At 64.5% G+C, this 18,947-nt stretch carries 17 protein-coding genes, 1 tRNA gene and 1 pseudogene; 7 read left to right on the forward strand and 12 right to left on the reverse strand.

Annotated features, from left to right (window positions below; translation table 11 throughout):
- Positions 1 to 79: 79 nt before the first annotated feature.
- Entirely contained in the window at positions 80 to 1,837 is a 1,758-nt protein-coding gene (locus CD04_RS0110360; RefSeq protein ID WP_051849088.1) for a tetratricopeptide repeat protein, read from the reverse strand.
- A 138-nt stretch (positions 1,838 to 1,975) separates the two neighbouring features.
- Between CD04_RS0110360 and mutM the strand changes: the two genes are divergently transcribed.
- The 3 genes from mutM to mutY all read left to right on the forward strand — a co-directional run bounded on the left by mutM (position 1,976) and on the right by mutY (position 5,950).
- On the forward strand, positions 1,976 to 2,794 hold the full coding sequence (gene mutM, locus CD04_RS0110365; RefSeq protein WP_031406523.1) for a bifunctional DNA-formamidopyrimidine glycosylase/DNA-(apurinic or apyrimidinic site) lyase: 819 nt from the start codon (positions 1,976 to 1,978) through the stop codon (positions 2,792 to 2,794).
- Positions 2,795 to 2,885: 91 nt separating this feature from the next.
- Positions 2,886 to 4,808, forward strand: coding sequence for a dynamin family protein (locus CD04_RS0110370; protein WP_051849089.1), 1,923 nt, complete (start codon positions 2,886 to 2,888; stop codon positions 4,806 to 4,808).
- Positions 4,805 to 5,950, forward strand: a complete 1,146-nt coding sequence (mutY, locus tag CD04_RS0110375) for an A/G-specific adenine glycosylase (protein ID WP_051849090.1) — start codon at positions 4,805 to 4,807, stop codon at positions 5,948 to 5,950. The genes CD04_RS0110370 and mutY overlap by 4 nt, the downstream gene beginning before the upstream one ends.
- Before the next feature lie 58 nt (positions 5,951 to 6,008).
- Here mutY and CD04_RS0110380 read toward each other — a convergent pair whose 3' ends face one another.
- From CD04_RS0110380 to CD04_RS0110395, 4 genes are all read right to left on the reverse strand, one after another.
- Positions 6,009 to 6,641 carry an LON peptidase substrate-binding domain-containing protein gene (locus tag CD04_RS0110380; RefSeq protein WP_031406530.1) on the reverse strand — a complete coding sequence of 211 codons (633 nt, stop codon included), beginning with the start codon at positions 6,639 to 6,641 and terminating at the stop codon, positions 6,009 to 6,011.
- A 70-nt stretch (positions 6,642 to 6,711) separates the two neighbouring features.
- A complete protein-coding gene (gene rapZ, locus CD04_RS0110385; RefSeq protein ID WP_231480528.1) occupies positions 6,712 to 7,668 on the reverse strand; it encodes an RNase adapter RapZ in 957 nt (318 codons plus the stop codon).
- Entirely contained in the window at positions 7,665 to 9,350 is a 1,686-nt protein-coding gene (gene recN, locus CD04_RS0110390) for a DNA repair protein RecN (protein WP_038167726.1), read from the reverse strand. Before recN ends, rapZ begins: the two co-directional genes overlap by 4 nt.
- Positions 9,351 to 9,356: 6 nt before the next feature.
- Positions 9,357 to 10,256: an NAD kinase gene (locus CD04_RS0110395; RefSeq protein ID WP_031406535.1), complete on the reverse strand. Its 900-nt coding sequence runs from the start codon at positions 10,254 to 10,256 to the stop codon at positions 9,357 to 9,359.
- Between the two features lie 235 nt (positions 10,257 to 10,491).
- Here CD04_RS0110395 and hrcA point away from each other — a divergent pair, with 235 nt between their 5' ends.
- A complete protein-coding gene (gene hrcA, locus CD04_RS0110400; protein WP_031406538.1) occupies positions 10,492 to 11,511 on the forward strand; it encodes a heat-inducible transcriptional repressor HrcA in 1,020 nt (339 codons plus the stop codon).
- Between the two features lie 74 nt (positions 11,512 to 11,585).
- Here hrcA and CD04_RS0110405 read toward each other — a convergent pair whose 3' ends face one another.
- On the reverse strand, positions 11,586 to 12,023 hold the full coding sequence (locus CD04_RS0110405; RefSeq protein ID WP_031406540.1) for a universal stress protein: 438 nt from the start codon (positions 12,021 to 12,023) through the stop codon (positions 11,586 to 11,588).
- Between the two features lie 110 nt (positions 12,024 to 12,133).
- Here CD04_RS0110405 and CD04_RS0110410 point away from each other — a divergent pair.
- Positions 12,134 to 12,210, forward strand: a tRNA-Ile gene (locus CD04_RS0110410).
- Positions 12,211 to 12,290: 80 nt separating this feature from the next.
- Here the strand turns inward: CD04_RS0110410 and CD04_RS21690 are convergent.
- The 6 genes and pseudogenes from CD04_RS21690 to CD04_RS0110435 form a co-directional block, all read right to left on the reverse strand.
- Positions 12,291 to 13,253 carry an HAD-IC family P-type ATPase gene (locus tag CD04_RS21690; protein ID WP_231480529.1) on the reverse strand — a complete coding sequence of 321 codons (963 nt, stop codon included), beginning with the start codon at positions 13,251 to 13,253 and terminating at the stop codon, positions 12,291 to 12,293.
- Positions 13,254 to 13,307: 54 nt separating this feature from the next.
- Positions 13,308 to 13,469: a hypothetical protein gene (locus CD04_RS24535; protein ID WP_231480530.1), complete on the reverse strand. Its 162-nt coding sequence runs from the start codon at positions 13,467 to 13,469 to the stop codon at positions 13,308 to 13,310.
- Positions 13,470 to 13,593: 124 nt separating this feature from the next.
- Positions 13,594 to 15,021, reverse strand: a complete 1,428-nt coding sequence (locus tag CD04_RS0110420) for a dihydrolipoyl dehydrogenase (RefSeq protein ID WP_031406542.1) — start codon at positions 15,019 to 15,021, stop codon at positions 13,594 to 13,596.
- 237 nt (positions 15,022 to 15,258) lie between these two features.
- Entirely contained in the window at positions 15,259 to 15,408 is a 150-nt protein-coding gene (locus tag CD04_RS24540; protein ID WP_231480531.1) for a hypothetical protein, read from the reverse strand.
- Positions 15,399 to 16,286, reverse strand: a pseudogene (locus CD04_RS21695) (IS110-like element ISCARN28 family transposase); the annotation flags it as partial. The pseudogene CD04_RS21695 and the gene CD04_RS24540, both read right to left, overlap by 10 nt.
- Before the next feature lie 103 nt (positions 16,287 to 16,389).
- Entirely contained in the window at positions 16,390 to 16,797 is a 408-nt protein-coding gene (locus CD04_RS0110435) for a hypothetical protein (protein WP_031406544.1), read from the reverse strand.
- Between the two features lie 649 nt (positions 16,798 to 17,446).
- Between CD04_RS0110435 and CD04_RS0110440 the strand changes: the two genes are divergently transcribed.
- Both CD04_RS0110440 and CD04_RS0110445 read left to right on the forward strand, forming a co-directional pair.
- The gene (locus CD04_RS0110440; protein ID WP_031406545.1) at positions 17,447 to 17,704 is read left to right on the forward strand and encodes a hypothetical protein; all 258 of its coding nucleotides are present in this window, start codon (positions 17,447 to 17,449) and stop codon (positions 17,702 to 17,704) included.
- 109 nt (positions 17,705 to 17,813) lie between these two features.
- On the forward strand, positions 17,814 to 18,932 hold the full coding sequence (locus CD04_RS0110445) for a patatin-like phospholipase family protein (RefSeq protein ID WP_031406546.1): 1,119 nt from the start codon (positions 17,814 to 17,816) through the stop codon (positions 18,930 to 18,932).
- The last annotated feature ends 15 nt before the right edge of the window (positions 18,933 to 18,947 follow it).

The raw sequence follows: 18,947 nt of genomic DNA on the forward strand, positions 1-18,947 counted from the left end.
CATCCATGACTCTGGCCGGGAATGGGCCTCCGCGGGCTCCCAGTGCCCAGCAGCGTGCCCGGGTTGAGAAGCCACGCCCTCAAAACCGTACACCCATGCGCTGCATCGCCGCCTGAACACCCCCGTCCTGTGGCGCGCGTTCGAAGGCCTGCCGCAGAATGGCACGCGCACGCGCCTTGTCCCCGCGCTGCCATAGCACCTCGGCCAGATGCGCGGCGATTTCGGGATCGGGTCGCGCCGCAAAAGCCGCCTCCAGGGTCGCCGCGGCCTGCTTCAGATCCCCCATGCGGAACTGCACCCAACCCAGGCTATCGAGCACGAAGGGGTTGCCAGGGGACAGTTTCAAAGCACGGGCGATGAGCTTCATCGCCTCTGGCAGTTGTCGACCCTCATCGGCCAGGGTATAGCCCAGCGCGTTGTACGCGGGCTGGTATTGGGGGTGATCCGCAATCAACTTGCGCAGCATCCTTTGCATTTCATGCGGTCGTCCGCTTTTCTCGGCCATCATCGCCGTTTCGTACGCGTAGTCGGGGTCAGCTCCGAATTGCGACAGGCCCGCTGCGAGAACAGCATAGGCTTTGCCGTACTGCTTGGCCGTACGGTAGAGCTGGGCGCGGGCCAGAAGCTGCTCGCGCTGCTGCTGCGCCGTCCCCGCGGAGAACTTGTCCAGCAGGCTCAAGCCGGATTCGAGCTTGCCCTGCCGCACCAGGATGGTGGCCTGTTGCAAAATGGTGACGATCGTTCGTTGACCGGTCGGGATATTTTCCAACCATCGCTCGGCCTGTGGATAGTCGCCCTGTTGCAGCGCCGCGTCGGACAAGGCCACATAGGCGCGTTCCAGGGCCGGCGGTGGTGCAGCAGGCTTGGACTCTCCGATCAGGCTCAGGTACCGGAGGAGCGCGCTTTGAGCCTGAACGGGTTGATCCTGTCGGAGTTGCAATGACCCAAGAACCAACCAGACATCCGGGACGTCTGGCTTGACCTTGGACAGCGCCTCGGTCTGCGCCAGAGCAATGCCGTCCCGCTGCTGACCAAGTGCCGCCTGGATCCACGCCATCCGCAAATCGGCGTCTTGCGGCTTCGCAGCGACATACTGTGCAAGCAACTGGTCGGCCCGCCCAGGATCTGCCGTATAGGTTTGCAGCACCAGCTCAGCTGCCTCGCGCATGCCCGGCTCCGCAACCAGTGCCCTCGAGGCACGGGCGAACGCAGCATTGGCGCTTCCCGCTCGCGCGTACAACTGCCCGATCACCACGCTCGATTGGGGAATACCCTCATAGGGTGCCAAAGCCCTTTTTGCCAAAACCACCGCGACTTGCCCGTCACCCGCGCGCGCGAAAAGCCCCGCCAGGGAAAGGATGGTCTTGGGACGCTGCGGCTGGGGCGTCAGCGCGATCAGCCGTGAAATGGCTCCGACGGCTTCGGTATTGCGACCGAGCGCCACGAGGATCTGGGCCGTCCAACTCTGCGCTTTCAGGGAATCGGGTTGGTCTGCGCGCCAAGCGTTTACAGCGTCCAACGCCTGTTGCGGAGCCCCGGCAGTGAGCGCGATTTCAGCGGCACGCTGGAACAGCGCTTCGGAGTGCAAGTCGCGCGCCGCCTTGAGCAATTCGGCATAGGCCGTGCCCGGATGGCCCGTGTGAGCCGCAATTTCTCCAGCCAGTACCGCATAGAACCAACGGGCCAGATCCTGCGCGTCGGGCCGCTGATCATTGACGGATGCGGAAGCCCGTTCGGCGATCTGACCGGGTTTGGCTGTGGCGCCTGGCGCTTCGGCATGGGCCTGGGACGCCCAGGCTGTGAAAACGAACGCGGCGGCAAATACGGCTAGGCGCATGGGCGAATCCTGGTTATCAGCGCGATTTTAGGTGCCGCACCAGGCGCATCCATGACGTGGGGACGTACGGTACGCCAGACGCCACCACCTGCGGCCTGCCATCAGCGACGGCTTCTGCGGCTCAAGCACAATGTCGGCATGCCAGAACTTCCCGAAGTTGAGGTCACCCGCCTGGGTCTGCAAGCCGCGCTCACCGGCAGCGAGATCACGGGATTGAACATGGGCAAGCCCCTGCGCTGGCCGCTGGGCTGCGACCCGCAAACGCTGGTTGGGCAGCGCATTGAGCGCCTGGAGCGCCGGGGCAAATACCTGCTGCTGCAATTGCAGCGTGGCCAACTCATCTTCCATCTGGGCATGTCCGGCTCGCTGCGCTGGATTGCGGCGGAATGCCAGGATTCCCTGCCGCGGGCGCACGAGCACTGCACCGTGCACACCGATCGCGGCCAGTTGCGCCTGCGTGACCCGCGCCGCTTCGGCGCCGTCATGTGGCACGCCTCAGGCGCAGCTCCGCACCCCCTGCTTGCGCGGCTGGGTCCGGAGCCGCTGAATGACGATTTTGACGGCCCCGCCCTGCACCGGCAACTGAAGGGCCGCTCGGCCGCAATCAAGCTCCTGCTGCTTGACCAATCCATCGTTGCAGGAGTGGGCAACATTTACGCCAGCGAGGCCCTGTTTCGCGCAGGGATCAACCCACGCACCCCTGGCGGAAAGCTCTCACAGCCCCGTTGTACACGCCTGGCAGCCGAAATCCGCGCGACCCTGCGCGAAGCGGTGGCTTCCGGCGGGACGTCCCTGCGCGACTTCGCCCATGCAGACGGCGAGCTCGGCTATTTTCAGCACGCCACGCGCGTCTACGGGCGCACGGGTGAACCGTGCCTTGTATGCGGCGCTTCCATTGCGCACATCACCCAAGGGCAACGCAGCACGTATTTCTGCAGGCATTGCCAGAAGCGCTGACGGGCGGCGGGCCGATTGACCAAGGCCCCCGCTGTCACGATACGCTATAGGGTCGCACATCCAACCGCGCCGCCTCGCTCGCATCCTATCTATGAATGACCAGGCCTTACCCGTCGAATTGCAAGCCGAATGGACGCGCTTCGGCCCTTGGCGCGAGCAGCGCCTGGCTCGCCTGGCCTTGCTGTCGAATTGGCTGCGCCAGTCAGGATTTGATCCGTCGCTTTGGCAAGACTCGCTCAGTGGGCTGGAACAGCGCTTGCGACAAGATCTGGTGCAGTTGGCTTTTGTCGCAGAATTCTCACGCGGCAAGTCCGAGCTGATTAACGCCATCTTCTTTTCGGGTCACGGGCAGCGCATCCTGCCTGCTGGCGCCGGGCGCACAACGATGTGTCCGATGGAGCTCGCGAGCGACCCGCGCCTTCCAACCGGACTGCGCCTGTTGCCCATTGAAACCCGGCTCGACGCAGCAACGCTGGCCCAGTGGAAGGCGCGCCACGACGCTTGGCAAGACCATCCGTTTGCCGCAAACGACGCTGCGGATATGAGCGCATGCCTGGCAAGACTATCGGACACGCTGGCCGTGCCGATTCAGCGCGCACAGGAGCTGGGGTTTTACCTGGACGATGCAGCGCGTGCCACGATCGTGCGCACCGAAGACGGTTTGGTCGAAATTCCGCGCTGGCGCCATGCCCTCCTTAATGTGGATCACCCTCTGCTCTCGCAGGGGCTCACCATTCTGGACACGCCAGGCCTGAATGCGCTCGGAGCCGAGCCGGAACTCACGCTCTCGTTGATTCCCGCCGCACAAGCTGTTGTGTTTCTGCTCGGCGCCGATACCGGTGTGACCCGCAGCGATCTTGAGCTTTGGACCCAGCATGTGGGGGAGGCTGGAAGGCTGCGCAGCTTCGTTGTGCTCAATAAGGTCGACACGCTATGGGACCCGCTGCTGAGCGCGGCGCAAGTTCAGGCGCAGATCGAGCGCCAGCGCGAATCGGTCGCATCCATTTTGCAGATTCCCCTTCATCGGGTCTTTGCCCTCAGCGCGCGCAAGGCATTGCTGGCGCGCATCCAGCACGATCCCGAGCTGCTCGAGATCTCGGGTGTACCGGCCCTGGAGGCCGCTCTGAGCAAGGTGGCTGATCAGGAGCGGCGCGACCTCATCGACAGCGGCTGGCGCGCCACCTTGCTCGACACGCTGATGCTTCTGGAGCGGCAGTTCCAGCAGCAGATCCAACAAGCCGACGAACAGCGCCTTGAACTCGCAGCGCTGGAAGGCAAGAACAAGCATGTGGTGCGCAATCTTGTCATGCGCATTGCCATGGAGCGCAAGGAGTTCGACGCAGGCCTTGCCAAGGTCAGGGCGCTGCATGCAGTCAACGCCAGGCAGCTCGAAGACATCGCCCAACTGCTCGACGCCCAGACGGCGCTCGCTCCATTGGCCGAATTACGTCAGCGCGTCAAGACTTCGGTACTCAAGACCGGCGTGCGTGCCGCCTTGGAGGCCACATTCGCCGAAGTGCGCGGACGCATCGAGGCGGCCGAGCGGCAGCTCGAGGAAAACCGCGCCATGCTGACTGGAGCTTGCGACCAACTCAACATGGAGTTCGCCTTCTCCGTGCCGAGCCCGAAGGCCCTCAAACTCGAAGGCATACGGCTGGAGCTCGACAGCATGCAACAGGACTATCTGCGCTACCTGACTCCCGCGCGCTGGCTCAGGTTGCAGAACACCGCACACGCCGAGCGTCTGCTTCTGTCCGCGCTGGCGCGACTGCGCAGTGTGCTGGAGCGCGGCGTACGTGACACCCAACATTGGAACCGCGCAGCGCTTGCGCAGCTCGACGTGCAGGTTCGCGAGCGCAAGCGCAACATGAACCGCCGCATGCAAAGCCTGGAGTTGGTGGAGCACGCCGAAGGCGAACTGGGTCAGCGCATTGCACAACTGCGCAAGCAAGCCAGCGAGCTTCGCAACCAGCGCACCCAATTGCGCGTGCACTTCGAGGGCGCGATGCGGTGAGCAGCGCACAGGCTGCGGCGAGTACCGTTCCCGGGCCACCGCGCTTCGCGCAGCGGCTCATCGCATGGCAGCGCGCCTATGGCCGCCATGACCTGCCCTGGCAAGCAAGCCGCGACCCATACCGTGTATGGCTGTCGGAGATCATGCTGCAACAAACCCAGGTGCGCGTCGTGCACGCGTATTACGAGCGTTTTCTGCAACGCTTCCCCACGGTGGGTGATCTGGCGGCCGCCAGCATCGACGATGTCCTCGCCCAATGGAGCGGCTTGGGCTATTACCGGCGCGCGCGCTACCTGCATCTGTGCGCGCAGCAGGTGTGTACCCGACACGCTGGAGAGTTTCCCCGCACCCAGCGCGAGCTGCAGCTCCTCGCCGGCATCGGCCGATCAACGGCCGCCGCCATCGCGGCGTTCTGTTTCGGTGAGCGGTCAGCCATCCTTGACGGCAATGTCAAACGGGTGCTCGGCCGTGCCTTCGCCCTGCCTGCCAGAGCCACGCAGGCAGCCCAACACAGGGCCCTCTGGGAACTTGCTGAGGCTCTGCTTCCCGAAGAACACCTCGCCGCCTACACGCAGGGCCTGATGGACCTGGGCTCGACGGTGTGCAAGCCGCGCAATCCGCAATGTGCCGCCTGCCCTTTTGCGCTCGACTGCCAGGCCCGCCTCGCACAGCACCGCGCTGCAGCCCTTTCCGACACGGGGGCATCCATCAGGCCCCACGCGCGCCCAGCAGGCACACCCGCCCGCAAAGCCCAACACTGGGTGCTGTTGTGGGCCGAAGATGCGCAGGCCCCAGAGCCCCGGGTCTGGCTTGAGCGCCGCGATACTCAGGGCATCTGGCCAGGGCTATGGTGTCTGCCTCAGTTCCATTCCGTCACCGAAGCCCTGCGCCGGGCTGCGCTGCTCGGCGCGGTCAGGGAACAAAGCGAGCTTGCGTGCGCCACCCACGCGCTGACCCATCTGGATCTGCAACTGCAGCCCTTGCTCGTTCGCCTCGACCGCGTATCAAGTACGCAGGAGCATGCAGGCCAGTGGTACGCGCTTGGCGCGGCGCTTGCCCTCGGGCTCCCGGCACCGATCCGCCGACTTCTTCAAAGCCGCAGGCACAGCCAAGCGCCGGTGCAGCACGCCGGCTTGCTCTGAGAGCCGGCATGGACGCCGGAGTCACGAGCGCGTTGCAGGCCGCGCGCAACCTCCACGCTTATTGCAGCGCATGAGCACCGACCAATATCCCGTGCTGGCGGAGATAGCGCTCCACCACGTCCAGGCGCTGGGTCCCATCCGGCAATTCCATCAGTCGCTGTCGGGCCAGTTGACCAATCGGCAGAACCTCGGCCCAGCGATTTGCCACCCAGCCCGGAAGGTCCAGCCGATACGGTGGCAAGAAAGGTTTCTGACCCTGGGCGTCGAGCGCCGCGATCGCGCGCCCCAAGGCCATCGCGGCGGCGGCATGGCGCGCGTCGAGTACCGCCGGCAGGTCATCGACCATCGCCTGAATCCGCCCGGTCTGCAGGCCTAGCGCCCCTGGTGCGTGGCTGTGCAGCATGAAGCGGCCACCGCCCCTGCATCGCACCAGCAGGAGGCCGGGCTGCTGCATGTCGACGTCCAGGACACGTGCGCGGCAACCCACGGCTGCGAGCCGGAGCGTCGTGCCAGGCTCGTGCACCTCGTTGCCGTCGAGGATGAGCACGACCCCAAATTCTTCGCCGGTCTTCAAACAGCGGGTGACGAGATCCATATAGCGCGCCTCGAACACGCGCAGCGCGAGCAGGCCGCCGGGGAACAACACGGTGCGCAAGGGAAACAGGGCGAGCTCGTGCACATCCTCGATCATGCCAGCCTCCGGCACCCGCGCCGCTTGCGGCTTCCCCGCCTCTGTAGCGGCGCGCTGCCATGAGGCCCGCTCATGTCGCCCCGCCTGGCAGCTGGATTGTGCCGATGGTGGCACCGGCATCGAGTTCACGGTGCCGCACCAGCACGCTGTAGCGACGGCCGAAGTAACGGCCGAGCTCTTCGGTCAGGAACACCGAGCGATGCTGGCCTCCGGTGCAGCCAATGGCCACGACCACATAGCTGCGCTGGTCTTCAGCCATCGCCGGGAGCCATGTGTCGAGGAAGGTGGAAATATCGCCGAGCATCCGCATGACTGATGCCTGCGTGCGCAAAAAGGCGGCCACCGGCTCGTCGCGCCCGGTCATGCCACGCAGCAACGGGTCGTAGTGGGGGTTCGGGAGCATGCGTACATCGAACACAAAGTCCGCGTCCAGCGCGACGCCGCGTTTGAAGGCGAAGGACTCAAACAGGAGCGTCAGTTGCGCAGCCCCCACGCCGACAGCCTGTCGGACCCAGGCTCGCAACTGGGCCGGGCGAAGGCCGCTGGTGTCGATGTGCAGCCCCAGACGCGCCACGGGCGCGAGCAACTCGCGCTCAAGCTCGATCGCCTCGATCAAGGCTGGCGCCGAGACCGGGAGAGGCTGATCCGGCGCGAGCGACTTCACGCCGCGAGCCGTCAGGGGATGGGCGCGGCGGGTTTCGGAGAAACGCTGGACCAGCGTGTCGGTACCACAATCGAGGTAAATGAAATGCAGGTCGCAGCGACTGCGCAAGCGTTGCGCCAGTTCGGGCAAAAGGCCCAGACTCTCGACGCTGCGCACATCCATCGCAATGGCCACACGCGTGTGGCCCGCCTCCGTGGCAGCCTTGAGCAATTCGTCAACGAGCTGCGGCGGCAAATTGTCCACGCAGTAGTAACCCGCGTCTTCCAACGCATTGAGCGCGATGGATTTGCCGGACCCGGAGACCCCGGACAGGAGGACGACACGCAGATGCGCGGGCCAGTCCGGCGCGGGTGGCCGGTTCACACCTGCACCTGCACGGTATCGCCGCGGCCAACACGGCTGGAATGCAGAAGCTCGCGTGCATGCGCCTGTGCCACCGGTGATTCGGCATCGCCACCAAGCATGCGTGCAATCTCGGCCACGCGCTGCTCAGGGCCCAGTAGCTCGATCTGGCTTTGCGTGCCGGTGCTGGCGCTGCATTTGCTGACCTGAAGGTGACTGGCGGCGCATGCCGCGACCTGAGCCAGATGCGTCACGGCCAGCACCTGTCCGCTTTGGCCCAGGCTCGCCAGCAGACGCCCCACAGTATGCGCAACGCTGCCACCAATGCCAGCATCCACTTCGTCAAAAATCAGCGTCCCGACGGGTTGCTGCGCGGCCGTGGTGGCAGCAACGGCCAAGGCGATGCGTGAAAGCTCGCCACCGGAAGCCACGCGTGCAAGCGGGCGCAGCGCAGCACCGGGATGACCAGCCACCAAGAGCTCAACGCCTTCGGCTCCCGAGACCTGGATGTCGCCAAGCGGCTGCAACGCCACATCGAATCGTCCGCCCTTCATGCCGAGTTGCTGCATCAACGCCTGCACGCCTTGGGTCAGTGCGGGAGCCGCCGCGGCGCGCAGTGCGCTCAGGCGTGCGGCCGCTGTGCCCAAGGCCTCCTGCGCAGCCTGAACCTGTTTTTCAAGAGCGGGCAGGTCCGCCCCAAGCTCCAGCTCCGCCCATCGGGACTGCAAGCCCTGCCAAAGCGCAGGCAGTTCAGAGGGCGACACACGATGACGCCGCGCCACGCCCATCCATGCCGAAAGGCGTGCGTCGACTTCGGCCATCCGATCAGGGTCCACGTCGGCTTGGCGCAGTTTGGCGCCAAGCTCATGCGCCAGGTCACGCGTGATGGATTGAGCCGATTCCAGTTGATCCGCCAACGCGACCAGTTGCGGATCGATCTGCGCCGCAGCCTGCAGCAACTGATGCGCGCGCGCCAATTGGCGGTTGGCACCGGCTTCCTCATCATCCAATAATTGATCCACCGCCTGCAGTTGTTCGATCAGCTCGGCGGCATGCGCCAACCTGTGGTGCTCCGCATTCAGCGGCTCCCACTCCTGGGCAAGCGGGGCCAGCCGTGCAAGCTCAGCGATCTGCGCTGAAAGTTGCTCGCGCTCCTCAACCAGGCGCCCGGCATTCACCCGCGCCGCGTGCAGCCGCTCGCTGAGCAGCTTCCAGTGATGCCAGGCGCTGGCGCAGGCTTGCCGCGCATCCTTGGCTTGTGCGTACGCATCGAGCAGGTCGCGCGCGGCGTCGCTGCGCGCCAAGCTCTGCCAGGCATGCTGGCCATGAATGTCCACAAGCATGGCGCCTGCCGCCCGCAACTGCGTGAGGGTGGCCGGGCTGCCATTGATGAAGCCGCGCGAGCGGCCCTGAGCGTCAATGACGCGCCGCAGCAAGATGGTGTCCTGTACCTCAAAACCCTGCTCATCGACCCAGTCGGCAAGCGCCAGCGGCACGTCAAATTCTGCGCTGATCTCGGCTCGCATGCTGCCCGGGCGCAGCACCGAGGCGTCCCCACGTTCGCCCAGGGCAAGTTTGAGCGCGTCGATGAGGATTGATTTGCCCGCGCCTGTCTCGCCTGTGAGCACGGTGAAGCCCGCGCCGAGATCGAGCTCCAGCGCATTGACGAGGACGAAGTCGCGGATATGCAGACGGCGCAGCATGACGCGTTAGTCCTCCGCACCGAGAATTTCGTGCCAGTGCAGCTTCTTGCGCAAGGTGGCGTAATAGCTCCAGCCTGGCGGATGAAGAAAAACGGCACGATGGGGAGACACATGCAGGGTGATGCGATCGCCACCAAGAAGATCGGCAAAATGCTGCATGTCAAAATTCACGCCCACGTCCTTTGGCGAGACCACCTCAATGTCGATGCGCACGTGCTCAGGAAGCACGATGGGCCGGTTGGAGAGCGTGTGCGCCGCGATCGGCACCAACACGAGGCCGGGCACGCTGGGATGCAGGATGGGGCCGCCAGCGGACATGGCATACGCTGTGGATCCCGTCGGCGTGGCCACGATCAGGCCGTCGGCTCGCTGCACGTACATGAAGCGCTCGTCAACATCCACGCGAAGCTCGACCAGCCCATAGGCGCCGCTGCGGTTGACGACCACGTCGTTGATGGCGATCCCCTCAAAAATGCGTTGACCGTCGCGCACGACCTCGCCGGCCAACACCGCCCGCTGCTCGCGCTCAAAACGCCCGGCGAGCATCGCGCCAAGGGCCAAGCGCCAGTCAGCCTCGGTGATGTCGGTGATGAAGCCCAAGCGCCCGGCGTTAATGCCCACCAGAGGGATTCCGAACGGCGCGAGTTGGCGCGACGCCCCGAGCATCGTGCCATCGCCTCCGACCACCACCGCCACCCAGCCGCCAGTGGCGGCACGCTGGCCGACCTCGGCCAAGCTGAGATCGGCATGGCCCGGAAGGTCACAATGGTGGGCGGTCTGGCGCTCCACGTACACCTCCACCCCGTTTTCCGCCAACCAGCCACCAATCTCGGCCAAGGTGCGGCTGACGCCCGCAGCTTGGTACTTGCCGATGAGAATCACCTGCTGAAACACGGGGGTTGGCATGGGACTGGGCTGGGTGGCGTAGGGCCGTTGCGTTCGGGTTTTTCCGGGCGTGGTGCGGGGCGCCTGCCATGGATTACATCACAGCGCCGCTGACCCTGGGATCTCGCGCCAATCGCTCAGCGTCCGGCTTGAGCATCGTGGGCGGATCCCTGTGCCAGGGGCTTGGTGCTCGAGCGTGCGGCTACCGATGCATGCACATGCAGCCCCAAGTTCGACAGGCACCTAAAATGAGCCAATGGACGAACGTGCGCGCGTACTGCTCAAGACACTGATCGAACGGTATATCGCCGATGGTCAACCTATCGGGTCGCGCACTTTGTCGCGGGCTTCGGGCCTTGAGCTTTCTGCGGCGACCATCCGCAACGTCATGGCCGACCTGGAAGACCTGGGTCTCATTACGAGCCCGCATACCTCGGCGGGGCGGGTGCCCACCCCGCGCGGTTATCGGCTGTTCGTCGACACCATGCTCACTGTGCATCCTGTGACTGGCACAGATGACGTCGGGGAAAATTTCAGGTCGCAGCTTGCCACCGTCGAGCCACAAAAGGTCATTGTGCAGGCGGCGCAACTGCTGTCGAATCTGTCCCATTTCGTCGGCGTGGTGATGAGCCCACGGCGCAATGCGGCGTTCCGGCACATCGAATTCCTGCGCCTTTCGGAGCAGCGCATTTTGGTCATTCTTGTCGATGCCGGCGGCGATGTGCAAAACCGCATCATTCTGACGGACCAGCCCTACACCCAGAGCCAGTTGACGGAGGCCGCCAATTACCTCAATGCCAATTACAGCGGCCTGAGTTTCGAACAAGTCGCGGGGCATCTTCGCGGCGAGGTGGAACATTTGCGCAGCGAAATCGTCACGTTGATGCAGGCAGCCGTTGCCGTAGGCAGCCAAGCGCTGGCCGAACAACAGGAACAGGTTGTCATCTCCGGGCAGCAGCAGCTGCTCAACGTGGAGGATCTTTCCGGTAACCTCGCCAGTCTGCGCCGCCTGTTTGACCTTTTTGAACAGAAATCACACCTGCTCAAGTTGCTCGACGTTTCGGCGCGTGCCGAGGGGGTGCGCATTTATATTGGCGGCGAAAATGATGTCGTGCCGTTCGAGGAACTCTCGGTGATCACGGCACCCTACGAGGTCGACGGCAAAGTGGTGGGCACGCTCGGTGTCATTGGCCCAACCCGCATGGCCTATGATCGGATGATCCAGATCGTCGACATTACCGCCAAGCTTGTGAGCAACGCGCTGAGCCAGCGCTGAGTTTGACATCCCGCTGGGCCCGGGGAACGCTGCGAAAGAACGGAGATTTCTGCGGCGATCGACGGAATCGGGATTCATCGCACAATCAGCACCGGTACGCGGCACGAAGCCAACACCTTGGTCGCGACCGAACCAAGGGCCACACCGCCGAGAGCCGTGTGACCGTGCGAGCCCATGACGATCAGGTCAATCGCATGTTCAAGCGCGAACTGGGTGATGCGTGCCGCCGCATCGCCCACCAGATGGTGGGGCCGCACGTCCAGGCCAGAAGCAGCCAAGGCGGATTGCGCGGGAGCCAGAACCGCCTCACTTTGCTCGGCGTAATAGCCATCGAGCACCTCGCGCGAAAGATAGGAGCGTGCCAGCGCCGTCCCCACAGGCGGTTCGACGTGGAGCAAATCCACCTGCGGCAACTCCCGCCACCACGCAAGCCGCTGCAGGAGAAAATCCACCGCGCGTTGCGTGAAAGGCGATCCATCAATCGGGAGAAGGCAGCGAATTGTCGGGTTCATTTTTCAATTATGTCAAAGCGACTCTCTCCACACAATACAAACCAACTGTTGCTCTCTCCTGCCTGTTACCACTCGCTTAGAATCGGCGCCTCGCTTACCGACACCCTGAGGGGCCGTTAGCTCAGTTGGTTAGAGCAGAGGACTCATAATCCTTTGGTCGTTGGTTCAAGTCCAACACGGCCTACCAATTTTTTCATAGTTAATACAAGTAGTTAGAGAAAATTCCGCTTGCAAGACGTAAAGATTCGGTGATGACGTCGGCAGCTGCTACCGACGCAGGATGGCTGCGTAGTCGGGACGCAGCGGGTACAGCCAGATGTCTTTGACCGGCAGGGCTTGTTGGTGCGACAGGCTCTTCTTGCCGCGGCCGGTTGTTTTGCCCACGAGGACCCAGTTGGCGGCCTTGTAGCAGGTGCCTTTGTGGCGGGGGCTTTCGACGAAGGTCTCCAGCATCACGGGCTGGTAGCCATAGCGCTGCTGCCAATCCTTGGGCAGGCGACGCGCGGCGAGGGCCAGATCGAGCGGGTCTTGCGTGGCATCGTCGCTGGCCAGCGCGGCAGCGCGCAGCACGGCGTTTTCATCCGCGCCCTGCACGAGCGCCGTGGCGCCCGCATAGCGCAGGCTGTTCTGCGTGAGCGTGCCGGTCTTGTCGGACACCAGCGTGTCCATCGCCCCAGCCTCCTCCACTGCGGGCAGCCGCGTGACCAGTACGCCCTGGTGCGCCAGCAACTGGCTGCTTACGGCCGTGGCCAGGGTGTAGGTGACAGGCAGCGCCACCGGCACGGAGGCCACCAGCAGCATGAGCGCGAACACCGCCGTGTCGAGTAAGGGCCGGTGATGCCACAGCGCGAAGCCGATGACGATGGCCACGAGCGCGAGGTCGAATACCACCAGCCGTTTGACGATGGCGAAGATGGTGCTTTGCATGTGGCTGGGCGCGTTGGAGGTACGCACCAGTTCGGCGGTGTGGCCGAAGAAGGTGCGTGCGCCGGTAGCGGTGACGACGCCCGTGGCCTCGCCCTGTCGCACGATGGCGCCGGTGTAGGCCGGTTTTCCGGCGCCCGCGTCCACCGGCAGCGATTCGCCGGTGAGCGCCGACTCATCGAGTGACACGGCGCCATCGAGCAGCCGCAGATCGGCCGGCACGATATCGCCAGCGCGGATGTGCACCACATCGCCCGGTACCACCTGCTCGGCGGCAATCTGCTGCCACTGCGCGTCGCGCAGCACGCGCGCGTTGACATGCAACTGCTTGCGCAACAGAGCCAGCGCATCCTTGGCGCGCTATTCCTGCACGAACGCCACCACGGCGATGACCAGCGATTCCAGCCCGCGCCCGAGCAGCCATTGCAGCACGATGACGGCTTCAAGCATCCACGGCACTGGCGCCCAGAACTTCGCCAGCAGTTGCCGCCACGGCGCCACCGTCTGCTCGGCGATGGACACGGGCCAGCCGTGCGGCGGCCTCGCTCGCGCTCAGCCCATTGCTTGGATCTGTCTCAGGCCAGTCGCCCGACTGCACGGGCTCGGCTTCAGCTTGGGCAGGGGTCGTTGCGGCCATCGTGGGTTCCTAAAACTTGAAGGCGCGTGCGGCCTTGTTGATGCCTTCGCTGAGCATGGGATGCGGAAACACCGTATCGGCCAAGGCCTTTGCGCCGAGCCCTTGTTCGAGCGCCAGCGCCAGCGGGGCGATCAGTTGCGCGGCGTCCATGCCGGCGATCTGCGCCCCCAACAGGCGGGCGTCCTGGCGATTGAACACCAGTTTGATGAACCCTTGCGTCTCGGCATAGATCTGCGCCCGCGAATCTTCGGCGTAGTCGTAGCGCATCACGGCCACGGCATCGGCACCGAGCGCCGCTTCGGCCTGCGCTGCGGTCTGTCCTGCATGCGCCAGTTCGGGCTCGGTGAACACCGTCATCGGCACGGCGTGGAACAGCATGCGATCCACCGCCTGCCCGCCAGCAGCGATGCAGTGCGCGGCCACCAGGCTTTGCCGCACGGCGGAATGGAACAACATGCTGCGTCCATTGACATCTCCCGGCGCCCATACCTGCGGGTTGGACGTGCGCAGGGTGTCGTCCACCCGCACATGCCCGCGCTCCATCGCCAGACCGAGGTGCTCCACGCCTTCAGGCAGCACGGCCACGCGGCCGGTGGCGATGAGCACGGCGTCGCCCTGCATGCTGCGCTCGCCGCCGTCTTGCTTGTATCGCACGTGATAGCCATCGCCCTCGCGCGCGATGCTCAGCACCTGCGCGGAGCGTTCGATGCGCACGCGCTGCGACAGACTGGCGTGCAGAAAAGACGCCAGCTCAGCATCGAACCCGGGCAGCACCTGAGGCGCATATTCGAGAATGCTGCACTGGGCGCCGAGGGCCTGCAGCATCGACGCCGTCTCCACCCCGATGTAGCCGCCGCCGATGATGACGAGGTGTTGCGGCAGCGGCAGATTGGCGCCGAGGCGGAAGAAGTCGTGCGAAGTCAGTGCCAGATCCGCCCCGAGTATGGGCAGGCGCGCGGGAGCCGAGCCCGTGCCGAGTATCAATTGGCGAAAGCGTACTTCGCGCGAGCCGCTGCCATCGCCAGCATCGATGCGCGCGCGATCCGGCGCGATGATCACGCCGCGCCCCTGCACGAAGGCGACGCCGCCCGCAGCGATCTCGCGCGCATGCTGCGCGTAGCGGGTGTTCTGCACCCGATCCTTGTGCGCCAGCACCGCGCCCCAGTCCACCGCGGGCTTGCCGCCGCGCAGACCGAAGCCGTCGAATTTGTCCGCCAGACCGCGCACCAGCGCCGCCTCGCGCACCGCCTTCGAAGGCACGCAACCCTCGGCCAGACAGTCGCCACCGAGATTGCCGATCGGGTCGACCATCAGCACCGACCGCCCGGCCTGGGCGAGAAAAAAGGCCCCTGGATACCCAGCGCCTCCAGCGCCGAGCACGAGCACATCCACGTCGTTGCTCAGGGCGGTCAGCGGGGTTAAAAATTTGAGTGCCATTCCATCCTCCAAACTCCATGCAGAATGCAAAGCATTGGATTGCGGCGGCGCAACATGGCGTTTGACTTGCATCAAGGTCGTCAGACCTGTGAATGTCAGACACGCTCCAAAATGCAACGCGAGCACCGATAGCGCGAACAGGCCCTAATCGTTGCCCGGCGGCATGTTTTCAGGTTGTTCCAGACCCAATGCTGCGCGTCGGCGCAACGCCAGCCAAGGCAGCACGCAGCCAACGATCTACGCCACTGCGCGCGCGGCCAGCAGCATGCCCGGAGAAAACCCGGTCAGAGTGTCGCCCCCGAATTCCTGAACCAAGCGTGGATCGACCACGCCCGAGGTCAGTGCGCTGATCAGTGCAATCAGCAGCAGGCTGACAGATAGTTCCATGCTGCCTCGGTCAGCAAGCGCCGCGCGTGAGCATTGCCGGTCTTGGTGATCGAGCCGCGCCGCACACTGTTGCCGCTGGAATGCTCCGAAGGCACGAGTCCAAGGTAGCCCATGAGCTGGCGCGCCGTGCCGAAGCGGCTGATGTCTCCGACCTCGCACACCAGGCCGATGGCGCTGACGGTGTCGATGCCGCGCAGCGCCCGCAGCGCCGCCACGACCGGCTCGAAGCGCCAGCCTTGGACTATCTGCTGCAGCGCAGCCGTCAACCGCTGCACTCGCTCCTCGGTCGCTTGCACAGCCAGTTGGTATTCCGTCAGCGCGATCTGATCTGCAGGGTGAGCAAAGTGCTGATCGGCGATCCAGCGCTGATGCATCTTGGTCCAGGACGTCTTGCCGGCATAGCGGCGGTCCAGACGCAGCAGGAACGCCTTGAGCTGTTGACGCACCTTCAGGCGCAGGTTGACCGCGTCCTCGCGTGCCCGCCAGAGATTGCGCATCGCTTCGTGGGCCTCGTCGGGCACCCAGATGGCCTTGAGCTCGCCGGCGCGCGACAGCTCGGCCAGCCGGGCGCAATCGCGCCGATCAGTCTTGATTCGTGCGCCTGCTCGCCGCGGTATCAACGAGGGTGCAATGATCTCGCAGCGATAGCCGCGCCGAGTCAGCTCTCGATGCAGCCCGTAGCCGGTGGGCCCGGCCTCGTAGACCACGCTCACCTGCCGCGCCGGACTGTACTTGCGCAGCGTCTTGAGAACCCCCTGCACGTCGGGCCCGAGGGTGCCCACGAAACGGCTCGGCTCTCGCCCGGCTTCGCACACAGCAACCGCGATGCTGTCCTTGGGCGCATCCAGACCAACGAAGAACTTGATACTCTCGTCCATGGCTCGTCTCCATACGGTTTGCGGCTGGGGAAACCCGCCGCATGTGGCTCGGCACACTCTCAGAGTGCGCAATCCACGATACCGGAGACGGGCCTTCCTTCGCCTATAGAGCGACCATCATGTCTAGGCTGGCGTCAGGCGAGACCATCGCCACGCGCCCGCCCGGGATGCTCTGGAATTGCCGCACCGGTTTGTCTGTTCGGAGATCGATCACTTCGGTGGTCCCGGCGAAACTCGGGATGAAAGCCTGGTGGTCCTGCGCATTCACACCGACATAAAAGCTATTTCCCTTGGGTGTGCCAGCCTGGCCAAAAGCCACAACATGCGCCGCGCCTTTGGGCCAGCGCACCACCGCCATCTTGCCCGGGCCACTCCCCATGGGTGGGGCTGGGAAGGCTCCGACCAAAAGCGCGGCGGTGCCTGCCGGGGAGGCATATACGGGAGCAGCGGGTACCCCCACAGCCGTCAGTGCGACCAAGACGATGCTGGACAGACGCAAGCGGGGTTTCATCGGGCAAAGCTCCTTAAGATTGGATGTCTTGGGTGCAAGACAGCTGCATGAGCTCCAATGACCTGGAGCAAGCTCAAATCAGCCGACGTGAAGAGCAGCGAGCGCATACTCTCCACTGGATCGGTCGGATGAGGCTCCGGTTCCTGACACCCCAATGGGCATTGAGGTGTATCCGCGTGTTTCCGTCGCTTGGGGCAAGGGTGTTGCGATCACATCACGCAAGCGTGGCGCTGTAGGAACCACAGCTCTTCCCGCGCAAGCGGTGGCCGCACGCGAAGGACAACGCGAGGGGCAACACCCATGCGCTGCACGCCGCTCGCGTGGATGATCTGGCCGAATCCGCTATGGCAACATCCCCAGCGCATCTGGTCGTCATCGAGACCGCGTCTTGCGAGCATTCACGCTTGCGTGGTTTGCGCTCTCGCACCCGGCTGGATCGACCATTGGGCGGTGACATCGCACCCTCAGCTTCCTGGCACCGATGCAGGCTGCTTTGGCCCTTGCCAGATCCTGACCGCCCCACCCCCAGCTGACTGTGCGGCTAGGGACGGTGTCAGGAATGCACGCCGCCGGCGACCAAATACGCAAGGGATGGACTGTGCGCATGCCGCGCTCAGGCGACCTCCCGATTCGCCCCAAGGAGTTTGTCATGCAATCACGCACCCGTCGTTCCCTGTCCCATGCCTTGCCCGCTCTCGCCGTTGCCGCTGCCATGGTCAGCCCGATGCCGACGGCACTGTCCTCCCTCGCACCCATTCAGGCTGCCCAGGCCGCGAGCAACCCCTGCGCCCCGGCGAGCCCTTGCGCCCCGGCGGGCAAGGTGTCCACCAAGATTGAGCACAAGGCTGCCAACCCCTGTGCGCCGACTGGCAAAAAGGCCATGAATCCGTGTGCTCCATCAAAGTGAACGCTTGCCGGCTCGATGTCAGCGCCGCAAACCCCACAAGGATCGAAGAGGACAAGAGGATCCCGCCATGAACGCGAAAGCCAGAACCCCACCGGCTCGATCCACCCGGATCGCTGGCAGAAAAGTTGAGCGGCCCAAGCTGCCTGGCCAAGTGGTTCTGGTGCTGCAAGGCGGCGGTGCCCTCGGCGCATACCAGGCGGGCGTCTACCAAGCCCTGTCCGAAGCGGGCATCGAACCCGATTGGGTGATTGGCACCTCCATTGGCGCCGTGAATGGAGCAATCATCGCGGGCAGCGTTGCGTCGGAGAGGCTACAGCGGCTGAAAGCGTTCTGGCGCGCGGTATCGCATGGCGGCTGGCCTCGCTTCACCGGCAGCTGGTCCCGCCTGGAGTCCGTATTGCAAGGGGTTCCAGGGTTTTTTCACCCGAACCCTGCCGCATGGCTCTACCCGGACATTGAACTCGGAGAAGAGGCGGCGGGGTATTACCGTGCCGACGCGCTTCGCAAAACCCTGGGCGGCTTGGTCGATACCCAGCAATTGAGCACTGGCACGATGCGGCTTACGCTCGGGGCGGTGAACGTGCGGAGCGGGCAAGTACGCTATTTCGATTCGCGCGATGAGCCCATCACCCTTGACCATGTTTTGGCTTCGGGTGCACTACCACCCGCCTTCGCGCCCGTTCGCATCGGCGAGGAGCTGTACTGGGATGGTGGCATTGCGTCCAACACCCCCATCGAAGCTGTGTTCGACGACCGTCAGCGACATGACGCGCGCATCTTTGCAGTGCAGGTCTGGAATCCGCATGGCGAGGCACCAACCACCATGCGCCAAGTCTTCGCGCGCCATAAAGACATCCAGTTCGCCAGCCGCGCAGACAGCCATGTCATGCGGCCGAAGCAGTTGCACATGATGCGGCACATCATCCGCCAACTCGCCCAGTGCATGTCTCCCGCACAACGCGCCCGCAAGGATGTGGCAGAGATGCTGGATTACGGGTGCGGCACCACCATGCGCATCGTCAAGCTGCTCTCACCTGCGCTGGCAGGCGATGACCACACCAAAGATCTGGACTTCACGCCCGAGGGCATCGAAGCCCGTTGGCAGGCCGGCCATGCCGACACACAGCGAGCACTGCTGGCTGAACCCTGGCTTAAGCCTGTCGATCCGATCGAGGGCGTTGCCGTATACGACGTCTCTCTGCTGCAGCCGCAATCCGCGGCGGCTTGACGCCGCCACCAAGGA

Origin of the sequence: Thiomonas sp. FB-Cd (assembly GCF_000733775.1) — a bacterium.
GTDB lineage: Bacteria > Pseudomonadota > Gammaproteobacteria > Burkholderiales > Burkholderiaceae_C > Thiomonas_A.

Bases quoted from the DNA above. Each gene is read 5' to 3' on its own strand.
- CD04_RS0110360 (WP_051849088.1), bottom strand. From the start codon at position 1,837: ATGCGCCTAGCCGTATTTGCCGCCGCGTTCGTTTTCACAGCCTGGGCG.
- mutM (WP_031406523.1), top strand. From the start codon at position 1,976: ATGCCAGAACTTCCCGAAGTTGAGGTCACCCGCCTGGGTCTGCAAGCC.
- CD04_RS0110370 (WP_051849089.1), top strand. From the start codon at position 2,886: ATGAATGACCAGGCCTTACCCGTCGAATTGCAAGCCGAATGGACGCGC.
- CD04_RS0110380 (WP_031406530.1), bottom strand. From the start codon at position 6,641: ATGATCGAGGATGTGCACGAGCTCGCCCTGTTTCCCTTGCGCACCGTG.
- recN (WP_038167726.1), bottom strand. From the start codon at position 9,350: ATGCTGCGCCGTCTGCATATCCGCGACTTCGTCCTCGTCAATGCGCTG.
- CD04_RS0110395 (WP_031406535.1), bottom strand. From the start codon at position 10,256: ATGCCAACCCCCGTGTTTCAGCAGGTGATTCTCATCGGCAAGTACCAA.
- hrcA (WP_031406538.1), top strand. From the start codon at position 10,492: ATGGACGAACGTGCGCGCGTACTGCTCAAGACACTGATCGAACGGTAT.
- CD04_RS0110405 (WP_031406540.1), bottom strand. From the start codon at position 12,023: ATGAACCCGACAATTCGCTGCCTTCTCCCGATTGATGGATCGCCTTTC.
- CD04_RS0110420 (WP_031406542.1), bottom strand. From the start codon at position 15,021: ATGGCACTCAAATTTTTAACCCCGCTGACCGCCCTGAGCAACGACGTG.
- CD04_RS24540 (WP_231480531.1), bottom strand. From the start codon at position 15,408: ATGGAACTATCTGTCAGCCTGCTGCTGATTGCACTGATCAGCGCACTG.
- CD04_RS0110435 (WP_031406544.1), bottom strand. From the start codon at position 16,797: ATGAAACCCCGCTTGCGTCTGTCCAGCATCGTCTTGGTCGCACTGACG.
- CD04_RS0110440 (WP_031406545.1), top strand. From the start codon at position 17,447: ATGCAATCACGCACCCGTCGTTCCCTGTCCCATGCCTTGCCCGCTCTC.